Origin of the sequence: Seongchinamella unica, from assembly GCF_004354085.1 — a bacterium.
GTDB lineage: Bacteria > Pseudomonadota > Gammaproteobacteria > Pseudomonadales > Halieaceae > Halioglobus > Halioglobus unicus.
Map to the genome: position 1 here is coordinate 450,430 of NZ_SMSE01000002.1, position 15,506 is coordinate 465,935.

Below are 15,506 nucleotides of genomic sequence, written 5' to 3' on the forward strand. Positions count from 1 at the left end.
TAGCGGCCTGGCAGCCGGGACACAGAACCACTCCGGTCAATCTTATGAACATCTGCGTTCCGCAGTGGACAACGGGGACCAGGCGTGACCGTAAATGTACATAAAGTTGAAGTGACTGGTTCTACAGGCGGCACGAGGGAGCCGACATAATCTGACCATACCGTGAGCAGTAGCGTTCGGTGGCTGTGAGCGTGGCGATTTGAACACCATAATTAATAAGTTGGAGATGCTCGAATGAACAAGCAATACAAACACACTTTGATGAGTATGGCGGTTGTCGCTGCCGTGGGGGCTTCAGACTATGCAAGTGCCCAGTTGGAAGAGGTGATTGTGACCGCCCGCAAGCGGACGGAGAGTTTGCAGGATGTGCCGATGGCGGTTTCCGCATTCAGTGCCGCCCAGCTGCAGGATGCCCAGGTCGATGGCATGGAAGACCTGCAACGGATGACCCCCAACATCACCCTCACCGAAACCGGTGGCTTGCAGGCAGGCTCGGTTGCCGTCTTCGTCCGGGGTATTGGCAATGACCCGCAGTTTGCTCAGGGTGTGGGTATCTACGTCGATGACGTGTACATGAACCGCGCCACGGGTTCCCTGCTGGAAGTCTACGACGTGGAGCGGATTGAAGTACTCAAGGGTCCCCAGGGAAACCTGTACGGTCGCAATACCATTGGCGGCGCTATTAAATATATCTCCCGGGAACCGACGGACGAACTGACTGGTGACCTGGAGGTCAAGACCGGGGAATTTGACCTGCTGCAGGTAAAGGGCAATATTGCCGGGCCGATTGTGGGTGACACGTTGCTGGGCAGCTTTGGCGCCCTGTACCGTGAGCGCGATCCCATTCAGGAAAATACCCTGGACGGCGATGGTTTCTGGGACCAGGACGTATCAGCCTATCGCGGCAGCCTGGTATGGAATGCCACTGACAGCCTGCGATTTAAATTGTCCGGGGACTACAACCTGGATGAATCGACCCCGCGTATCCCCAACCGCAGCGGGGTTGACGCAGGATTTATGCAGCAGCTGGACTTCTTCACCAACGGCGCCAACTTCTTCCTGGCCCCCGGCACCGGGCTGCTGTCGTCGCCCAATGATGCATCACTCCCCAGTGACCCGGACGAGGTGTCCACGGAACAGGGCGATCTGCTCAATGAGTTCGAAATCGAATCAACCACGGTTGCCCTGACCATCGACTGGGATATCAGTGATACCTGGTCGGTAAAGTCGATCACTGCCCAGCGCAATACCGACCATGTGCAGCCATTCGATTTCGACGGTAGCGAGCAGACCTTTATCTACACCGTCAACGACCGGGAGTTTGAGGACTTCAGCCAGGAATTCCAGTTTAATTACACCGGCGACAAACTGCAGGCCGTGATGGGGGTTTATTACCTGGACGGCAGCGCGAAGATCAGCGGCACCACCCTGCAGAGTCCGCGGCTCCTCGGCATGATGACTCAGTTCAAGGATACTCACCTGGATGACCGCGACCTGACCTCGCAGTCGGTGTACGCAAATGTTGACTGGGACATTAGCGAGAGTTGGCAGTTGTCGCTGGGCGGCCGCTATACCAAGGACGAAAAAGAGGAGTCACAGACTGCGACCGTGGACCAGGAACTCTATGCCCTGGCGCTGGCTAACACCCCGTTCGGGATCGTGCCGCTTGCGATTGCTCCCGGCCAGGAAGCCAATGCAGCGGCCAGTCCGTCCTTTGTTGGCTGGGCGACCCCCTATACCCAGGCGATCAATATCAGTTTTCCCGAACCAACCTACGCCAAGGACGACTGGACGGAATTTTCGCCCAGCGCACGGCTGACCTGGTTTGCCGGTGACGACCTGATGTTCTACGGCGGATTTTCATCCGGGTTCAAGTCCGGCGGCTTCCAGAACCAGAGCGGTAAAAGCGACGCCTTCGATCCCGAGGTCGTCGACGCTTACACCCTGGGTATGAAAACCACCCTGCTCGATGGCAGCCTGCGGCTTAACAGTGAAATCTTCTACAACGACTACCAGGACAAACAGCTGGCGACCATTGGCCTGGTCGGGGGAGAGCTGGAGGAGACGGTGGACAACGTGGGCGAAATGTCAACCAGCGGTGCTGAGGTGGAAATGACCTGGCTTCCGGCTGTGGACGGTCTGGTGGTTGGCTTGAACGTCGGTTACCTCGATGTGGATGTGAAGAAATTTGAATCCGCAGGTGGTGACATCGCCGACACGACTGCCATCGGTTTCTCCCCTGAATGGACCGTAGCCGGTCGACTGAGCTATGAGTTCGATCTCGCCGACTGGGGCAGCCTGATGCTGGGTACCGATTTCTCCTACCGGACCGATTCCTATACCAACTCGCCGATTGATCTGACCAAAGAGGCGGCCGCAGAAGCGCAGATCCAGGACGAGCATGTGATCTGGAATGCCCTGGCCGTATTTCGCAGCGCCGGCGGCAACTGGCGGGTGGCCGTGGAAGGCAAGAACCTGGAGGACACCCGGGTGATCACCAATACGTTCGACCTGACTCTGTTCCAGACAGCCGGTTACAACAACCCCCGTACCTGGGCTGTGTCGGTTGGTTATGAGTTCTGAGCAGCGCCCCTCCGGGGCCTCCCTTGACCGCGCCTGAAATCCAGGCGCGGTTTTTTTTGCCCGTCTGCTGAACCTTGCCCGGCGGGCCCCGACTGAAACGACAGGATGGACTATGCGATTCTCTTTGCACACAGGACTTGGCGGTACCGAGGACTACACAGAACTTGCCCGCGCCGCAGAGGCGGCAGGGTTTCATTCGCTGGCGATTCCAGACAGCATTTTCTACCCGGAAATTACCGAGTCAGACTATCCCTATATGAATACCGACGCCGTTCGCCAGGTGCTCGACGGAATGCCGGTACTGGATCCCTTCATTGCCATGGCTTCGATGGCCGCGGCGACCGAAAAGCTGCGCTTTTACCCGGCGGTGATGAAGGTGCCGGTGCGCCAGCCGCTGGTGCTGGCCAAGGCCCTGTCTTCACTGGCGGTAGTGAGCGGTAACCGCGTCAGCCTCGGCGCGGGATTGAGCCCCTGGAAGGAGGACTTTACCTTTAACGGGGTCGACTTCGACCAGCGCGGCAAGATTTTTGACGAGTGCCTGGAAATCATCAGGACGGCGATGAGCGGGGAATACTTTGAATACCAGAGTGATCATTTCGCTATCGGTCGTTGTAAGTTGTCACCGGCTCCCACGGCGCCGGTACCCATCCTGATCGGTGGCCATTCCAGGCCTGCCCTGCGCAGGGCGGCCCGGCTTGGCGATGGCTGGGTGTCAGCCAACAGTGATTTCGAGACGCTCAAGGGCATACTGGGAACGCTGGCGGAGTTCCGTCAGGAGTACGGCACTGATGAGCGAACCCGCTTTGAAGTGCATGCCTTTGATGTGACTGCTCGCAGCATGGATGACTACCATCGTCTGGAGGCACTGGGCGTGACCGATATCTGTGTGAACCCCTGGAACCCCTACGACCCGGGTATTACCCTGGAGAAAAAACTTGAAGGTATCGAGGGGTTTGCGGAGAAGATAATCAGCCAGTACTGAGCCTGTCAGCGCCCCGGCTCAGGGGCGCTATCCGCCCTAGAAACTGTCGGGGCGCATCATTGCATCGTGGCCGCCGTCGACAAACAGCATGGCCCCGCAAATAAAGGTGGCCCGGTCACCGAGCAGGAAGCTGGCAGCGTCTGCCATGTCCTCGGGCGTGCCGGGTCTGCCCACCGGTATGGAAGCAATAAATTGCTTTATCGCCTCACCGTAGTCCGGGTTGTCCTCAACCGCTGCGCTCAGGGGCGTCCGGGTGTAGCCGGGGCCGATGGCGTTGATGCGAATGCCCTTGCCGGCGAAGGCGGCGGCATTGCGGCGCATCCACAGGGTCACAGCCTGCTTGGTTCCCGAGTAAACCGGATGACCCTGCATCTGTTCCGCCAAAGCGCAGGCGCGCTCGGCGTCCCCCTGTAACAGGCTCTGTACAAATTCGGGATTGGTTTCCATGGGTGCGGAGTTCGATGAAACCAGCAATACGCTGGCGTTATGGGCTGCCAGGTGGTCCTCGAGTTTCTGGATCAACTCCACGCTGCCAAAGTAGTTCACGTTGGTAATCAGTGCATTGTTGGACACGTGAGAGCCGACCCCCGCGCTGGTGACCAGCCCCTGCAAGCCAGCGTCGGTCGCTTGCATAATCGCCGCTACCGCGGCATTGCGCCCTTCGGGCGAGGCCAGGTCGGCAACAATATCGGCATCCTGTATATCCACCGACAGAGTCTGGTGCCCTTCACTTTGCAACTGTTCCGCAATGGCCTTGCCAATTCCGCTGGCGCCGCCGGTAATAACGTAAGTACCCATACTATTCCTCGCTATTTCACGTCCCGGTTATCCAGGGTCAGCTCCCAGTCGGGGACATGCAGCTGGGGTGTTTTTCCGCCATCGACGGGTAATACCACCCCGGTGATGAATGCAGCCTCATCGGAAGCGAGGAAACAGATGCTGTTAGCCAGGTCCTCGGGTGTCCCCAGCCGTTGAATGGGGATAGACCCCGCCATCAGTTTTTTCATCGCATCGTTTTTCATCACTGAAGCGTCAAGCCCGGGGGTTTCCACGGCGCCTGGAGCAACAACGTTGACTCTCACGCCGTGCGGCGCAGCCTCCATAGCCGCGCACATGCTGAACTGGTTGACCGCCGCCTTGGCCGCCGAGTAGGCGCCTGCTGCCATGCCTGCCCGCAGACTGCTGACCGAGGAAATGTTGATGATTGACCCGCTGCCCTGGGGCTGCATTATTTTCAGGGCTGCCTGCACCCCGATAAACACACTCTCCACACACACGCCGAAGTTGGCGCGCCAGTCCTCAATGTTCTGGTCGAGAATCATGCCGCCTATCACCGTGGGAGCGTTGTTGACCAGCACATCGAGGCGGCCATACTCCTGTGCCGACTCCTCGATCAGGCGGGCGAAGGACTCCAGATTGCCGATATCCAGCTCCACGCCCTTGAACTTGCCTCCGAAATCCGCGATTTCGTTGGCCAGGCTCTCCAGGCGCGGCATGCGCCGTGCACAGGCGATAACCTGTGCCCCTTCTCTGGCCAACTGCAGGGCCGTGGCACGGCCAATGCCCATGCTGCCACCGGTAACGATGGCAACCCGGCCGGCAAATCTTGGTTCGCTCATGGTGTTTTCTCCAGACTTGTAATGCGTTTGACCTACAACGACAGGGTAGCGCTGCCGGTAACGTGAAAACCGCGGCTATTGCTGCCCTTGAACTCCACGTCCACCAGCTGCCCTTCCCGGATCTCGCAGACAGTACCCTGCAAGAGCATCGTATCCCCCGGTACATTGGGGGCGAGTAACTTGAGCCTGAGTGCTTGCAGCCGGCTCTGAGGACCTGCCCAGTCACTCAGATAGCGCCCACAGAGCCCGCAGGTAGTCAGTATATTCATGAAAATATCAGGCATTGCCGCGGCCCTGGCGGCGGGCGCGTTGTGGTGTACGTCGATGAAATCCTGTGACGCGATGGCGCCACCGACGATCAACTTGTGAGTGATCGGAATACTCAGATGCGGCAGCGCCTGGCCCGGCTCGAGCGTGGTGATGTTCAACGGCTGGAAGTCAGGCAGGGTGTTGTCCTGTTCCAAGTCGCCAGTGGGGCTTGCGTCGGGATTTCCGGGTGTCCCCCCGGAGCTTGCTTCGGCCCGGTACTGGAAATAGGTAATCAGCGCCTCGGCGAAACAGCTTTCCTCCTGGTCAAGGTATTCCACCCGTTCGGTGACAAAATAACCCGGGCCAAGGGCCGTGGTTTTGAGCGGGCTGATAGAGACCACCGTGGTGTAATGGTGGGGGCGCTCGCCTTCGACAAGATAGCGGTGAAACCTGATGTCGTAACTGACTGCCACATTGTCGGGGAAGCCGCGGGCACTGAGCTCGTCAAATACCCGGTAGGGTTGTGCATCGGTGGAACCGGGCGCATAGTCCATGTTGATATCACGCATGGTCCACATCTGCATCATGGCCGGCGGCGCCACCGGCAGGGTAATACCTGCGCTGGCCTGGTACGCCTCGTCCAGGTAGAGCGGATTACGGTCTCCCATGGCGCTGCACCACTGCCATATCTGCACCCTGCTGACAGGGTTGAAGCTATTGTAGGGGCCCAGGCGCTGGCCCGTGAGGGCTTGCAGCTCTGCGGATTCAAAAGCGGTCACGGTGATACTCCCGTTGTCTGCAGGTGCAAGATAATCTCTTGCCGCTGTCGCCACCAGCGCCGAAACTGTCTAATGCATTGACATTTGAAACCAGTCAGCGCGCGGTGAGCGGAACAGGCGCTGGGCCGGAGCCGGCAATGCCGGCACAGCGGAAAGTCTATTCCTCGACCCAGACTTTACGCAGTGGCTCGCCGAAGTCGTCGTAGATGATCTTGCGGCGGGGTTGTGGAAGCCGTGACCGCTTGCGGCCGGGCTTGCGTTTGAAGCGCTCCTGGCGGCGCGCCTCGATAGCCGCTACCACTTCGGGCACCAGGGTTCGCGAGGCTTTGGGCTCAATAAAGAGCCGCCGATTGAGAAACAGGGGCGGGTCGCCGGGGTCTTTGCCACTCAGCCCCCGGGGAACGTTTTCCACCTGGCCACCGCGTTTCAGGAAGCGCTCGGTTTCACGCTCGAGTTCGGCCCGGATCTCGTCTTTGGAAATGGGTTTCTTCACGGCTCCCCGATAACACTGCAAGTGCAGCTGATGTGCAAACCCCTTAGTATACCGGTCAGCGCTGGTATTGACAGGGCCATTGGGACCATCGGCTGGTCAACCCGCGAGTTTGGCCTGGCATGGTTTTCAGCCAACCCCGGCTCTGGTTTAATGCACAGCTGGAAATTCCAAGGATAATAAATGAACGTCATTCGCTCGCTACTGGTTTTCAGCTGGATTGTGCTCACCGTGATACCGGTGGGGCTGGCGCTGCTGCTCAGTTCCCTGTTTCTCGATGATAGAAAGCTCTGGTGGTGGTTTGCGGTACCCTGGTTGAAAGGGGTCATCGGTACAGCACGTGTTGTCGGTGGGGTCAATTACCGGGTTCACGGCGAGGAGAACCTGCCCGGGCCTGATGACATGCGCCGGGTAGTCCTGTGCCCCAAACACCAGTCAACCTGGGAGACCTTTTATTTTCCCAGCATGGCATCCCACCCGTTGTCATACGTCTTCAAGAAGGAGCTGCTCAGAATCCCCATATTCGGCTGGGCGATGGCGCGACTCAATATGGTCCATATTGATCGCAGCAGGCGGTCTGAGGCGTGGACCAAGGTCGCGGAAGAGGGCCAGGTACTGATGGATCAGGGCAAGTGGATCATCATGTTTCCCGAGGGCACCCGCACGGAGCGGGGCGGTAAGGGCGTCTACAAGACCGGCGCCACTCGCCTGGCGGTGGCCACCGGCGCCTACGTGATTCCGATAGCGGTCACCTCGGGGCGATGCTGGCCGCGCCGTTCATTCTGGTTTATTCCGGGGACTATTGATGTCTCTATCGGCCAACCGGTATCCGCCGATGGCCGTGAACAGGGTGAACTGATGGAAGAGATAGAGCGCTGGATTGAGGCGGAAATGCGCCGACTGGACCCTGAGGCGTATCACTGAACAGTGGAGAGCAGACTGAATGTCTGTCGCCAAAACCGTCATCCTGCTTATTTATGCGGCCCTGATACTCGCCGCACTGCTGGCCCGTGGCCAGCTGGCTACCTACTCAGCGTACACGCTGGGTGTCCTGGCGCTCGCCCACCTGTTGCAAGCGGGGCTCTATTTTACCGCTGCCGGCAAGCGGGCGGTTCGCTGCCTGTGCACCTGCTGAACGTGTTCCTGTTCGGCATCGTGCACCTGAAAGCGCTGGACACAACTGCCCGGTAACTGCACCGTCAGTAAAGTGCCTGTTCCATGGCCTTGCACAGGGTCTTGAGGATTTTTATCCGGGCAAAGTATTTGCTGTTACCCGCGACCAGGGTCCAGGGCGCGTGCTCGCTGTGGGTCTGGGCGATCATCTGGTTGACCGCCGTCTCGTAGGCTGGCCATTTCTCCCGGTTGCGCCAGTCCTCGTCGGTAATTTTATGGCGCTTGTACGGCTCCTGTTCGCGGGCCCGGAACCGTGTCAGTTGTTCATCCTGGTCTATGTGGATCCAGAACTTGGCAACAATTGATCCGTGCAGAGTAAGTTCCCGTTCGAATTCATTGATTTCCCGGTAGGCACGGGACCACTCCGCCTCGGTCGCGAACCTTTCCACTCGTTCCACCATAACGCGTCCATACCAGGATCGGTCGAAGAGGGTGGCCCGACCGTCCCGCTGCAGGCTGCGCCAGAAACGCCAGCTGTAGTGTTGGGCAAGTTCTTCGTCAGTCGGCGCCGCGATCTGTACCAGTTTGTAGAGGCGGGGATCTATCGCTCCGGTTACCCGGCGTATTGCCGAGCCCTTACCGGCACCGTCCCAGCCCTCAAACACCGCCACCAGCGAGCGCTTCTGGCGGTAGCCTTCCCAGGCAAGGTCCTGCAGCATGGCCTGGTATTTCCGCAACTGTTTCTTGTAAGCACTTTTTTCGAGGGACTTGCCCAGATCCACACTGGCCAGGGCGTTCTGTGGTTCGGGAAGCTGCTCCAGGGGTGCGGGTGGTTCAAGATTCTCAATGCGCCGGATAACGGTATCGCGGATGATTTCCCCGGCCTTGATTTCCCGATAGTTGCGGTCCTCCCCGTCGATAATATGCCAGGGACATTGGAACGTCTGGGTGTTGCGGATTACCACCTTTGAGGTGGCCATGGCCTGTTGGTATTTGCCGACCAGTTCATAGGGGTGATCGGTAACCCGCGGGTTTTGCTGGCGTCGCGGGGCTTTTTCTTCCAGTTGCCGGCGCTGGGTCTCCTGGGAGATATGTAGCCAGAGCTTGATAACTATGGCGCCGTCATCGCTGAGCTGACGCTCGAATTCGGTGATGCGCCGGCAGAACGCCTCGACGGCCTGATCATCGATTGTCCCGTCCACCCGCTGCTGAGTCACCTGCGTGTACCAGGATCCCAGGAAAATACCGATCCGGCCCCGCTGTGGCAACTGGCGCCAGAAACGCCACAAATAGGGGCGGCTTTCCTCTTCGTCTGAGTGCTCCCAATAGGTGTTGGTCTCGATCCCACGGGGGTCCATCCATTCGTTGAGCCGATGAACCAGCACGCCCTTGCCGGCGCCGTCCAGTCCCGCAAGCACAATGATCACCGGGTGCCGGGTATTTTCCAGGGAGAACTGGATTTCCAGCAATTGCTGGCGTAGCGCCAGCGACTGGCGTTCAAAACTCTCCTTGTCCAGAGGTGCCTGGGCTTCAAACTGGTCAAACATGGGTCGAGCCGCTTCCCGAACGCGAGTGAAGTGAATACTTTAACGTATTTTTGCCCCCGCGAAGCGACTATAATTGGAGCTCTAGAAGGAGCTTCACTATGGGCATTTACGAGAAATATATTCTTCCTCGCATGATCAACTGCGCCTGCAGCACCAGGCCGATGATGAAACAGCGGGAAAAAGTGGTTCCCGCGGCGTCGGGCACGGTTCTGGAGATCGGTATCGGCACCGGACTGAATCTGCCTTACTACGACCCGGCGAAGGTGAAAAAGGTGATCGGCCTTGATCCATCGGAGAAGTCCTGGGAACTGGCCGCAAAACGGGCAGCCAACCTGGACTTTGAAGTGGAATTTATTGGTTTACCCGGTGAGCAGATTCCTTTGCCGGATGACAGCGTGGACACCGTTTTGGTGACCTATGCGCTGTGCACGATCCCGGATCCGGTGACCGCCCTGCAGGGCATGTCGCGGGTATTGCGCCCCGGGGGCGAACTCATGTTCTGTGAGCACGGCATCGCGCCCGATCACTCAGTGCAGCGCTGGCAGGCCAGGATTAACCCGGCATGGCGGGCCATTTGCGGGGGCTGTAATCTCAACCGGGACATACCCACACTGTTGCAGCAGGCCGGCTTCGCCATGAACACGCTGGAGCAGGCGTATATTCCCGGGACGCCAAGATTTGCCGGCTACAACTATTGGGGCGGTGCAAGGGCGGTTTGAGGCAGCTGTTGCGATATCCTGCCTTATTGTTGATCGTTCTGGCCGCCCTGTGTGCGCTGCCTGCCCGGGCCCAACTGCTTGCGGTCACTCTGGACGGACTGGACGGAGAGCTGCGGGAGAACGCCCTGGCCTGGCTGGGTGACCCACCCAATACCCCCCAGGCGCGAACCAACTATCTGTACTCGGCCCGGCGCAAGGTGGAGCAAAGCCTGCAGGCACTGGGATACTACCGGGCCGACGTCGACCTGAATCTGAAGCGCGCCCCTGATACCTGGACGCTGTCAATCACCGTGGAACCCGGTGAGCCAGTTGTGTACGGCAATGTGGATGTGCGCATCAGCGGCGATGCGGATACCGATCCGACGTTTACCAAACTGTTACAGCAATCGCCACTGAAACCCGGCGAGGTTCTCAATCACGCGGTCTACGAGAAATTCCGGCGCAGCATCAGTAACCTGGGGCAGCGCAGAGGGTATTTTGATGGCGTCTTTAGCGAGGCCCGTATTGCGGTGGAGCCGGTCAGCGGCCTGGCCGATGTCTCACTGCACTATGAGAGCGGCTCCCGCTTTGTCTTTGGCCCCCTCAGTTACGACCAGGATATCGTCAAGCCGGGGTTGCTGGAGCCGTTGTTGCAGACCCCGGTCGGCGAGCCCTACGAACAGCAAAAACTGCAGGAAACGCAGGCCAGGTTGCAGCGCACCGGGTACTTTTCCACCGTCATTCTGCGGCCCCAGGCAAATGCCGCCACTGATGGCCAGGTGCCTCTGACACTGGACCTCTTTCCCGCCAAGCGGCACAGCATTAATGTCGGTGTTGGCTTCAGTACCGATACCCAGGAGCGTGTTTCCCTGACCTGGCGCACTCCGCGTATCAACCGCCATGGACACAGCCAGGAATCCCGGTTGCAGTATTCCCGGATCAATCCGAGTGGCCGTGTGACCTACAACATCCCGCTATCGGACCCGCTTAACGATGTGCTGCAACTGACCGCCAGGGTAGAGGATAACGAGTTTGGCGACCTCGACAGCATCCAGCAGGAGCTGGGCACACGTCGGGAAATCAAGCGTGGCGAGTGGGTGCGCAGTTACTCCCTGCGGGCATTGAATGAGTCCTGGAAGGCACAGGGGCTGGATCGCGAGAACGATTACCTGCTGCCGGGATTTTCCCTCTCCCAGCGGGTTCACCGGGGCGCCCTGGTGAACCCCACGGGCGGATTCAGCCAATGGTACCGCGTCGAACTGGGGTCGCAGGAACTGGGGTCCGATGTGGACCTGTTGCGTCTCACCGCCGACTACGGTTTCATCCATACGCTTGCCGAACGCCACCGGCTGGTGTTTCGCGGCGATATCGGTGCCGTATTTCTCGACGCAGGTGAGCGAGATCAGCTGGCGCCATCGCTCAACTTTTTTGCCGGCGGTAACCAGAGTATTCGCGGTTACAGTTACCAGTCCATCGGCAACGAGGCCACGTTTATCGCGGACGATGGCGAAGAAGTGACCCTGGTGATAGGTGGCGATCGCCTGCTCATCGGCAGTGCCGAGTACCAGTACAGTTTCAACAAGAACTGGCGTGGCGCCCTGTTTATCGACGCGGGCGATGCGTTTGACGAGGGGCAGTTTGAGGCCAGCGTCGGCGCCGGCTTCGGTGTCCATTATGTCACCCCGATCGGCGCCATCAGGCTGGATCTGGCCAACCCGGTAACCGATGACAACCCGTCCTGGCGCTTCCACCTGTCGATAGGAGCCGAATTTTGAAGCTTCTGGCCTGGGTGGCGGCACTGCTGCTGCTACTGTGTTTGCTGCTCGTGACGCTGCCTTTCTCCAGCATTGGCACCCGGACCCTGGTGTTGGGGCTTAACCAGACCGGTCTGGTACAGGTGGATTACGGCAGCGGCAGCCTGTTCGGTGAACTTGAGTTAACGCGGGTGGGCCTGCAACTGGATACTGTCGAACTGACGCTGGAGGGCGTGGACACCCACCTGGACATCGACTGTTTCTGGCAAAGCGCATTCTGCTTCGACGAATTGCGCGTCCAGTCCCTGCGCCTTGAGGTCACCGAGGGTGAAAGCGAGCTCAACCGGGCTGACCCGGAATTAATTGAGATCCCCTTCATCTACCGAGCGCCCGACCTGCAGGTGGCGCAGCTGTATATCGGATGGCCCGGAGGGCGCTGGCAACAGGAAAACCTTGTCGCTGACCTGCAACTGGCGGAGTCCGTACTGGAAGTGTTTTCCCTGAACGTGAACTCACCCGGTTTGTTTATCGACGCCGGCGACAGTGTCGACGACGGTTATCAGGGGTTTGAGCCGCCGGCCATTTACATGCCCCTGGAACTTGTCGTCCGCAACCTGGAGATGACCGATGCGCAAGTCCATGTCGGTGAACAGGCGCAGCAGATTGATCGACTCTCGCTAACGGCTTCCTGGCGGGAGTATGCACTGCAACTGACAGAGCTGACAGTGAACAGCGAATCACTGGGCCGGGCCTCGGTCCAGGGCAGGGTGCAATTCGAGGACGACTGGGGATTGTCCCTGGCCGCTGATTTGACACTGGCCGATAGTGGGGGCGAACTGCTGGCGCGACGGCCGATGCAACTTGGCGTACAGGGCGACCTGCGGCAACTGATGGTTGACTTGACAGCCACCGGCGACCCGGGGCTGGCCGTCGAATTGCAGGCCAATGTGCTGGCGGCGGGCCTGCCTTTCGACGGCGGTGTCACTGCCCGCTGGCCCGCTGCGACCAGTCTGGGAGAGATACTGGCAAGCGGTGGATACTGGGGCCAACTGGTATTGACTGGCCCGGTAACAGGCCGCTTCGAGGGCACGCTGGAGACCCAGCAGTTTAACCTGATTGCCGGTGCCACAGGACTTGGCTATGCAGCTTTGCAGCTGCAGGTCGCCGGATCCCTGTCAGGCACCGAGCTCGAACTGGGCTTGGTGGACCTCACCGATCGCGACAGCCAGAGTCAATTGCAGGCGACCGGTGTGTTGAACTGGGGGCGGGACTGGAACCTGGTCGCCGACGTCAGTTCTCCGGGTCTTGCGTTGCCTGGCTCTGAGGGGCGTTCGGCGGGAAGCCTGGCGGGCACTCTGAAGCTGTTACTGGCCGGTAATCAGGAGTCCTGGTCGCTGCGCTGGAAAGAACTGGATATCGCCGGCGACTATCTGGGCCTGCCGGCGGTCGCCCACGGTGAGGGGGGGATTAATTCGCAGCTGCAGCTACTGCCCGGGGAAACGCAACTCGATGCCAATGGCGCCAGACTCAAGGTGCGTGCCGGGGAGGGGGTTGGAGCCGCCCGGCTGCAATTTCAGCTGGACGACCTGGGGCGCTGGATAGCGGGCGCCCAGGGCCGGATTGAGATCACCGGCAGCGGAACCCTGGGCCGTGAAGAGCTGCAATTGCGAGGACATGCAGAAAACATCCAGTTACAGGGTGTAGACCTGGGGCGCGTCAATCTCGACCTGGACTATGCGGGCAAGGAGCAGCGCCTGGCCGCCAGCTTGCAGGCGCCTGCCATTGGCAGTAGCGGTTACGAACTGCGGGAAGTGGCCCTGGTGGTGGATGGCTCATTCGCCAGCCATCGGCTGCAGCTGACATCCGCCGGGGATGTTAGCGGCACCCTGCAAGTTGAGGGCACAGTGGCCTCGGGCCAGTGGTCCGGCCAGCTGGCGCCGGCCCGGCTGGCGACGGGTTCGGGTGACTGGTTGCTGGAGGAAACGGTCGGGCTGGGGTGGTTAGCTGAAATGAACCAACTCGCTGTCGCGCCCCACTGCTGGCGCCACAGTGAATTCAGCCTCTGCGCCGGCCCCGCCGGCATTGGCGGCAGTGGTAACCTCAACCTGGACCTGGTGGGCAATGTTCGCGCCTTCAACGGCCTGCTACCACGTGGGTTCCGGATTGGTGGCCAGCTCGATGCCAGCCTCGATGCGGCCTGGCAGCCCGGGGAACGGATGCAGCTGGAGGCCGCCGTAAAGGCCCGCGACATGCGCGCCACCCGCCACTACGGCCTGGGCGAGCGGGTAAGTGTGGAGTGGCAGGCGATGGATTTGATGCTGGCGCGCCAGGACGACGACAGCCTGGCAGTGACCGGCGCCATTATCCGGGACAACCTGCAGGTACTCACGCTGGACGGATCACTGCCTGCGAGCGCCCAGGGCACCATCGCAGGGAGCCTTACCCTCGACAGTCTGCAACTTTCAATGCTGTCGCCATGGGTGACGGAGTTGGCCGAACTGGGGGGTTCCCTGTCCGGTGAACTGGTGTTGTCCGGAACGCCGCTGGAGCCGCTGGCGACAGGAAACCTGCGGCTACGGGATGGGCGCATGGTGGCGGTAGCGAATCCAACGGTGCTCTCGGATCTCGCCCTGGATTTGCGCCTCGACGGTGAACAGGCTGAACTGGCGGGCACGGCGAACCTGGGCGAGGGTGCGATTGCCCTGCAGGGGCAAATCACCACCCAGCCGCAACTGCAGGTGCAGTTGACGGTGAACGGCGAGCGTCACCTGATTTTGCTGCCCCCGGCTTCGGAAGTGCTGGTGTCCGAGGAATTGACCTTGTTTATGACCGAAGAGTTACTCGATGTGCAGGGTGAGGTCCAGGTTCATGAAGGCGTATTGAGACACGAGGAATTGCCTGCTGGCAGTGTCGGCATGTCACGGGAAGTCGTGGTGGTCGACACGCGGGGCAATGTGATCACACAGGAGCGACAGTTCGATCTCAGCGCGGATGTCTGGGTGCGGATAAAGGACCGCTTTCAGGTGGAGGGCGAGGGCTTGCGGGCGACCCTGGGAGGCGATCTGCGCGTGGTGGCCGAACGGGGCAAGGACCCTCAGGTGTTTGGCAATCTCAACCTGATCGGGGGTGAGCTTGAGGCTTATCGCCAGCGTCTGCAGATTCGCAGCGGCACTATTGCCTTTTCCGGGCCGATAGACAACCCGGCACTGAACATCACCGCAGAGCGGGATATTCGCGCAGACAACGTCTCCGTGGGGGCGCGCCTGCAGGGCACGCTGGATGAACCGGTGCTGGAGGTGTATTCGGATCCGGTCATGCCACAGGGTGAAGTCATGTCCTACCTGGTGCGGGGCAGGGGCCTGGATGCCGGTGCCGGGGCGGATGGTACCGCGCTGGCGCTGTCGATGGGAGCCAGTGTCGTCAACAGGAGCGGAATCGTCGACCAGCTGAACCGCTTGCCCCTGATCAACGATGTGGCCTTCGGCGCCAGTGGCGATGAGGATGACACCGCCGCCACAGTCAGTGGCTACATAGGAAACCGGTTATACCTGTCCTTCGGGCGCGGGCTCTACCAGCCCATTAACGTGTTGACTGCTCGATTATACCTGCAGAGCAGACTGTGGCTGGAAGTGGTCAGCGAACTCGAAAATTCCGCTGACCTCTACTACTCCTTCGACATTGACTGACCCCGG

At 59.9% G+C, this 15,506-nt stretch carries 12 protein-coding genes; 7 read left to right on the forward strand and 5 right to left on the reverse strand.

The window, feature by feature from the left end; translation table 11 throughout:
- The first annotated feature begins 234 nt into the window (after positions 1 to 234).
- Together E2F43_RS09120 and E2F43_RS09125 are read left to right on the forward strand one after the other, a co-directional pair.
- On the forward strand, positions 235 to 2,583 hold the full coding sequence (locus E2F43_RS09120) for a TonB-dependent receptor (protein ID WP_133211871.1): 2,349 nt from the start codon (positions 235 to 237) through the stop codon (positions 2,581 to 2,583).
- Positions 2,584 to 2,695: 112 nt separating this feature from the next.
- On the forward strand, positions 2,696 to 3,565 hold the full coding sequence (locus tag E2F43_RS09125) for a TIGR03619 family F420-dependent LLM class oxidoreductase (protein ID WP_133211873.1): 870 nt from the start codon (positions 2,696 to 2,698) through the stop codon (positions 3,563 to 3,565).
- A 36-nt stretch (positions 3,566 to 3,601) separates the two neighbouring features.
- Here the strand turns inward: E2F43_RS09125 and E2F43_RS09130 are convergent, their stop codons facing one another.
- From E2F43_RS09130 to E2F43_RS09145, 4 genes are all read right to left on the reverse strand, one after another.
- Positions 3,602 to 4,363, reverse strand: a complete 762-nt coding sequence (locus tag E2F43_RS09130; RefSeq protein WP_133211875.1) for an SDR family oxidoreductase — start codon at positions 4,361 to 4,363, stop codon at positions 3,602 to 3,604.
- Between the two features lie 11 nt (positions 4,364 to 4,374).
- The gene (locus E2F43_RS09135; protein WP_133211877.1) at positions 4,375 to 5,184 is read right to left on the reverse strand and encodes an SDR family NAD(P)-dependent oxidoreductase; all 810 of its coding nucleotides are present in this window, start codon (positions 5,182 to 5,184) and stop codon (positions 4,375 to 4,377) included.
- A gap of 32 nt (positions 5,185 to 5,216) precedes the next feature.
- Positions 5,217 to 6,212 carry an FAS1-like dehydratase domain-containing protein gene (locus tag E2F43_RS09140; protein ID WP_133211879.1) on the reverse strand — a complete coding sequence of 332 codons (996 nt, stop codon included), beginning with the start codon at positions 6,210 to 6,212 and terminating at the stop codon, positions 5,217 to 5,219.
- A 157-nt stretch (positions 6,213 to 6,369) separates the two neighbouring features.
- Positions 6,370 to 6,705 carry a hypothetical protein gene (locus E2F43_RS09145; protein ID WP_133211881.1) on the reverse strand — a complete coding sequence of 112 codons (336 nt, stop codon included), beginning with the start codon at positions 6,703 to 6,705 and terminating at the stop codon, positions 6,370 to 6,372.
- 180 nt (positions 6,706 to 6,885) lie between these two features.
- On the opposite strand from E2F43_RS09145, the gene E2F43_RS09150 reads away from it, so the two are divergent.
- Together E2F43_RS09150 and E2F43_RS09155 are read left to right on the forward strand one after the other, a co-directional pair.
- On the forward strand, positions 6,886 to 7,626 hold the full coding sequence (locus tag E2F43_RS09150) for a lysophospholipid acyltransferase family protein (RefSeq protein WP_133211883.1): 741 nt from the start codon (positions 6,886 to 6,888) through the stop codon (positions 7,624 to 7,626).
- Between the two features lie 19 nt (positions 7,627 to 7,645).
- Positions 7,646 to 7,837, forward strand: coding sequence for a hypothetical protein (locus E2F43_RS09155; protein ID WP_133211885.1), 192 nt, complete (start codon positions 7,646 to 7,648; stop codon positions 7,835 to 7,837).
- A 64-nt stretch (positions 7,838 to 7,901) separates the two neighbouring features.
- On the opposite strand, the gene pap is transcribed toward E2F43_RS09155, so the two are convergent.
- A complete protein-coding gene (gene pap, locus E2F43_RS09160) occupies positions 7,902 to 9,362 on the reverse strand; it encodes a polyphosphate:AMP phosphotransferase (protein ID WP_133211887.1) in 1,461 nt (486 codons plus the stop codon).
- A gap of 98 nt (positions 9,363 to 9,460) precedes the next feature.
- Here pap and E2F43_RS09165 point away from each other — a divergent pair, with 98 nt between their 5' ends.
- Genes E2F43_RS09165 through E2F43_RS09175 form a run of 3 tightly spaced genes read left to right on the forward strand, consistent with a single transcriptional unit; the run spans position 9,461 to position 15,500 of the window.
- Positions 9,461 to 10,081 (forward strand): class I SAM-dependent methyltransferase, encoded by a 621-nt coding sequence (locus tag E2F43_RS09165; protein WP_133211889.1) that lies wholly within the window; start codon positions 9,461 to 9,463, stop codon positions 10,079 to 10,081.
- Between the two features lie 26 nt (positions 10,082 to 10,107).
- Complete coding sequence (locus tag E2F43_RS09170; RefSeq protein ID WP_133211891.1) at positions 10,108 to 11,835, forward strand: autotransporter assembly complex protein TamA; 1,728 nt, start codon at positions 10,108 to 10,110, stop codon at positions 11,833 to 11,835.
- A complete protein-coding gene (locus E2F43_RS09175) occupies positions 11,832 to 15,500 on the forward strand; it encodes a translocation/assembly module TamB domain-containing protein (RefSeq protein ID WP_133211893.1) in 3,669 nt (1,222 codons plus the stop codon). Before E2F43_RS09170 ends, E2F43_RS09175 begins: the two co-directional genes overlap by 4 nt.
- Positions 15,501 to 15,506: the final 6 nt, after the last annotated feature.

Coding starts and splice junctions, on each gene's coding strand:
- pap (WP_133211887.1), bottom strand. CDS start 9,362: ATGTTTGACCAGTTTGAAGCCCAGGCACCTCTGGACAAGGAGAGTTTT.
- E2F43_RS09155 (WP_133211885.1), top strand. CDS start 7,646: ATGTCTGTCGCCAAAACCGTCATCCTGCTTATTTATGCGGCCCTGATA.
- E2F43_RS09120 (WP_133211871.1), top strand. CDS start 235: ATGAACAAGCAATACAAACACACTTTGATGAGTATGGCGGTTGTCGCT.
- E2F43_RS09135 (WP_133211877.1), bottom strand. CDS start 5,184: ATGAGCGAACCAAGATTTGCCGGCCGGGTTGCCATCGTTACCGGTGGC.
- E2F43_RS09165 (WP_133211889.1), top strand. CDS start 9,461: ATGGGCATTTACGAGAAATATATTCTTCCTCGCATGATCAACTGCGCC.
- E2F43_RS09130 (WP_133211875.1), bottom strand. CDS start 4,363: ATGGGTACTTACGTTATTACCGGCGGCGCCAGCGGAATTGGCAAGGCC.
- E2F43_RS09125 (WP_133211873.1), top strand. CDS start 2,696: ATGCGATTCTCTTTGCACACAGGACTTGGCGGTACCGAGGACTACACA.
- E2F43_RS09150 (WP_133211883.1), top strand. CDS start 6,886: ATGAACGTCATTCGCTCGCTACTGGTTTTCAGCTGGATTGTGCTCACC.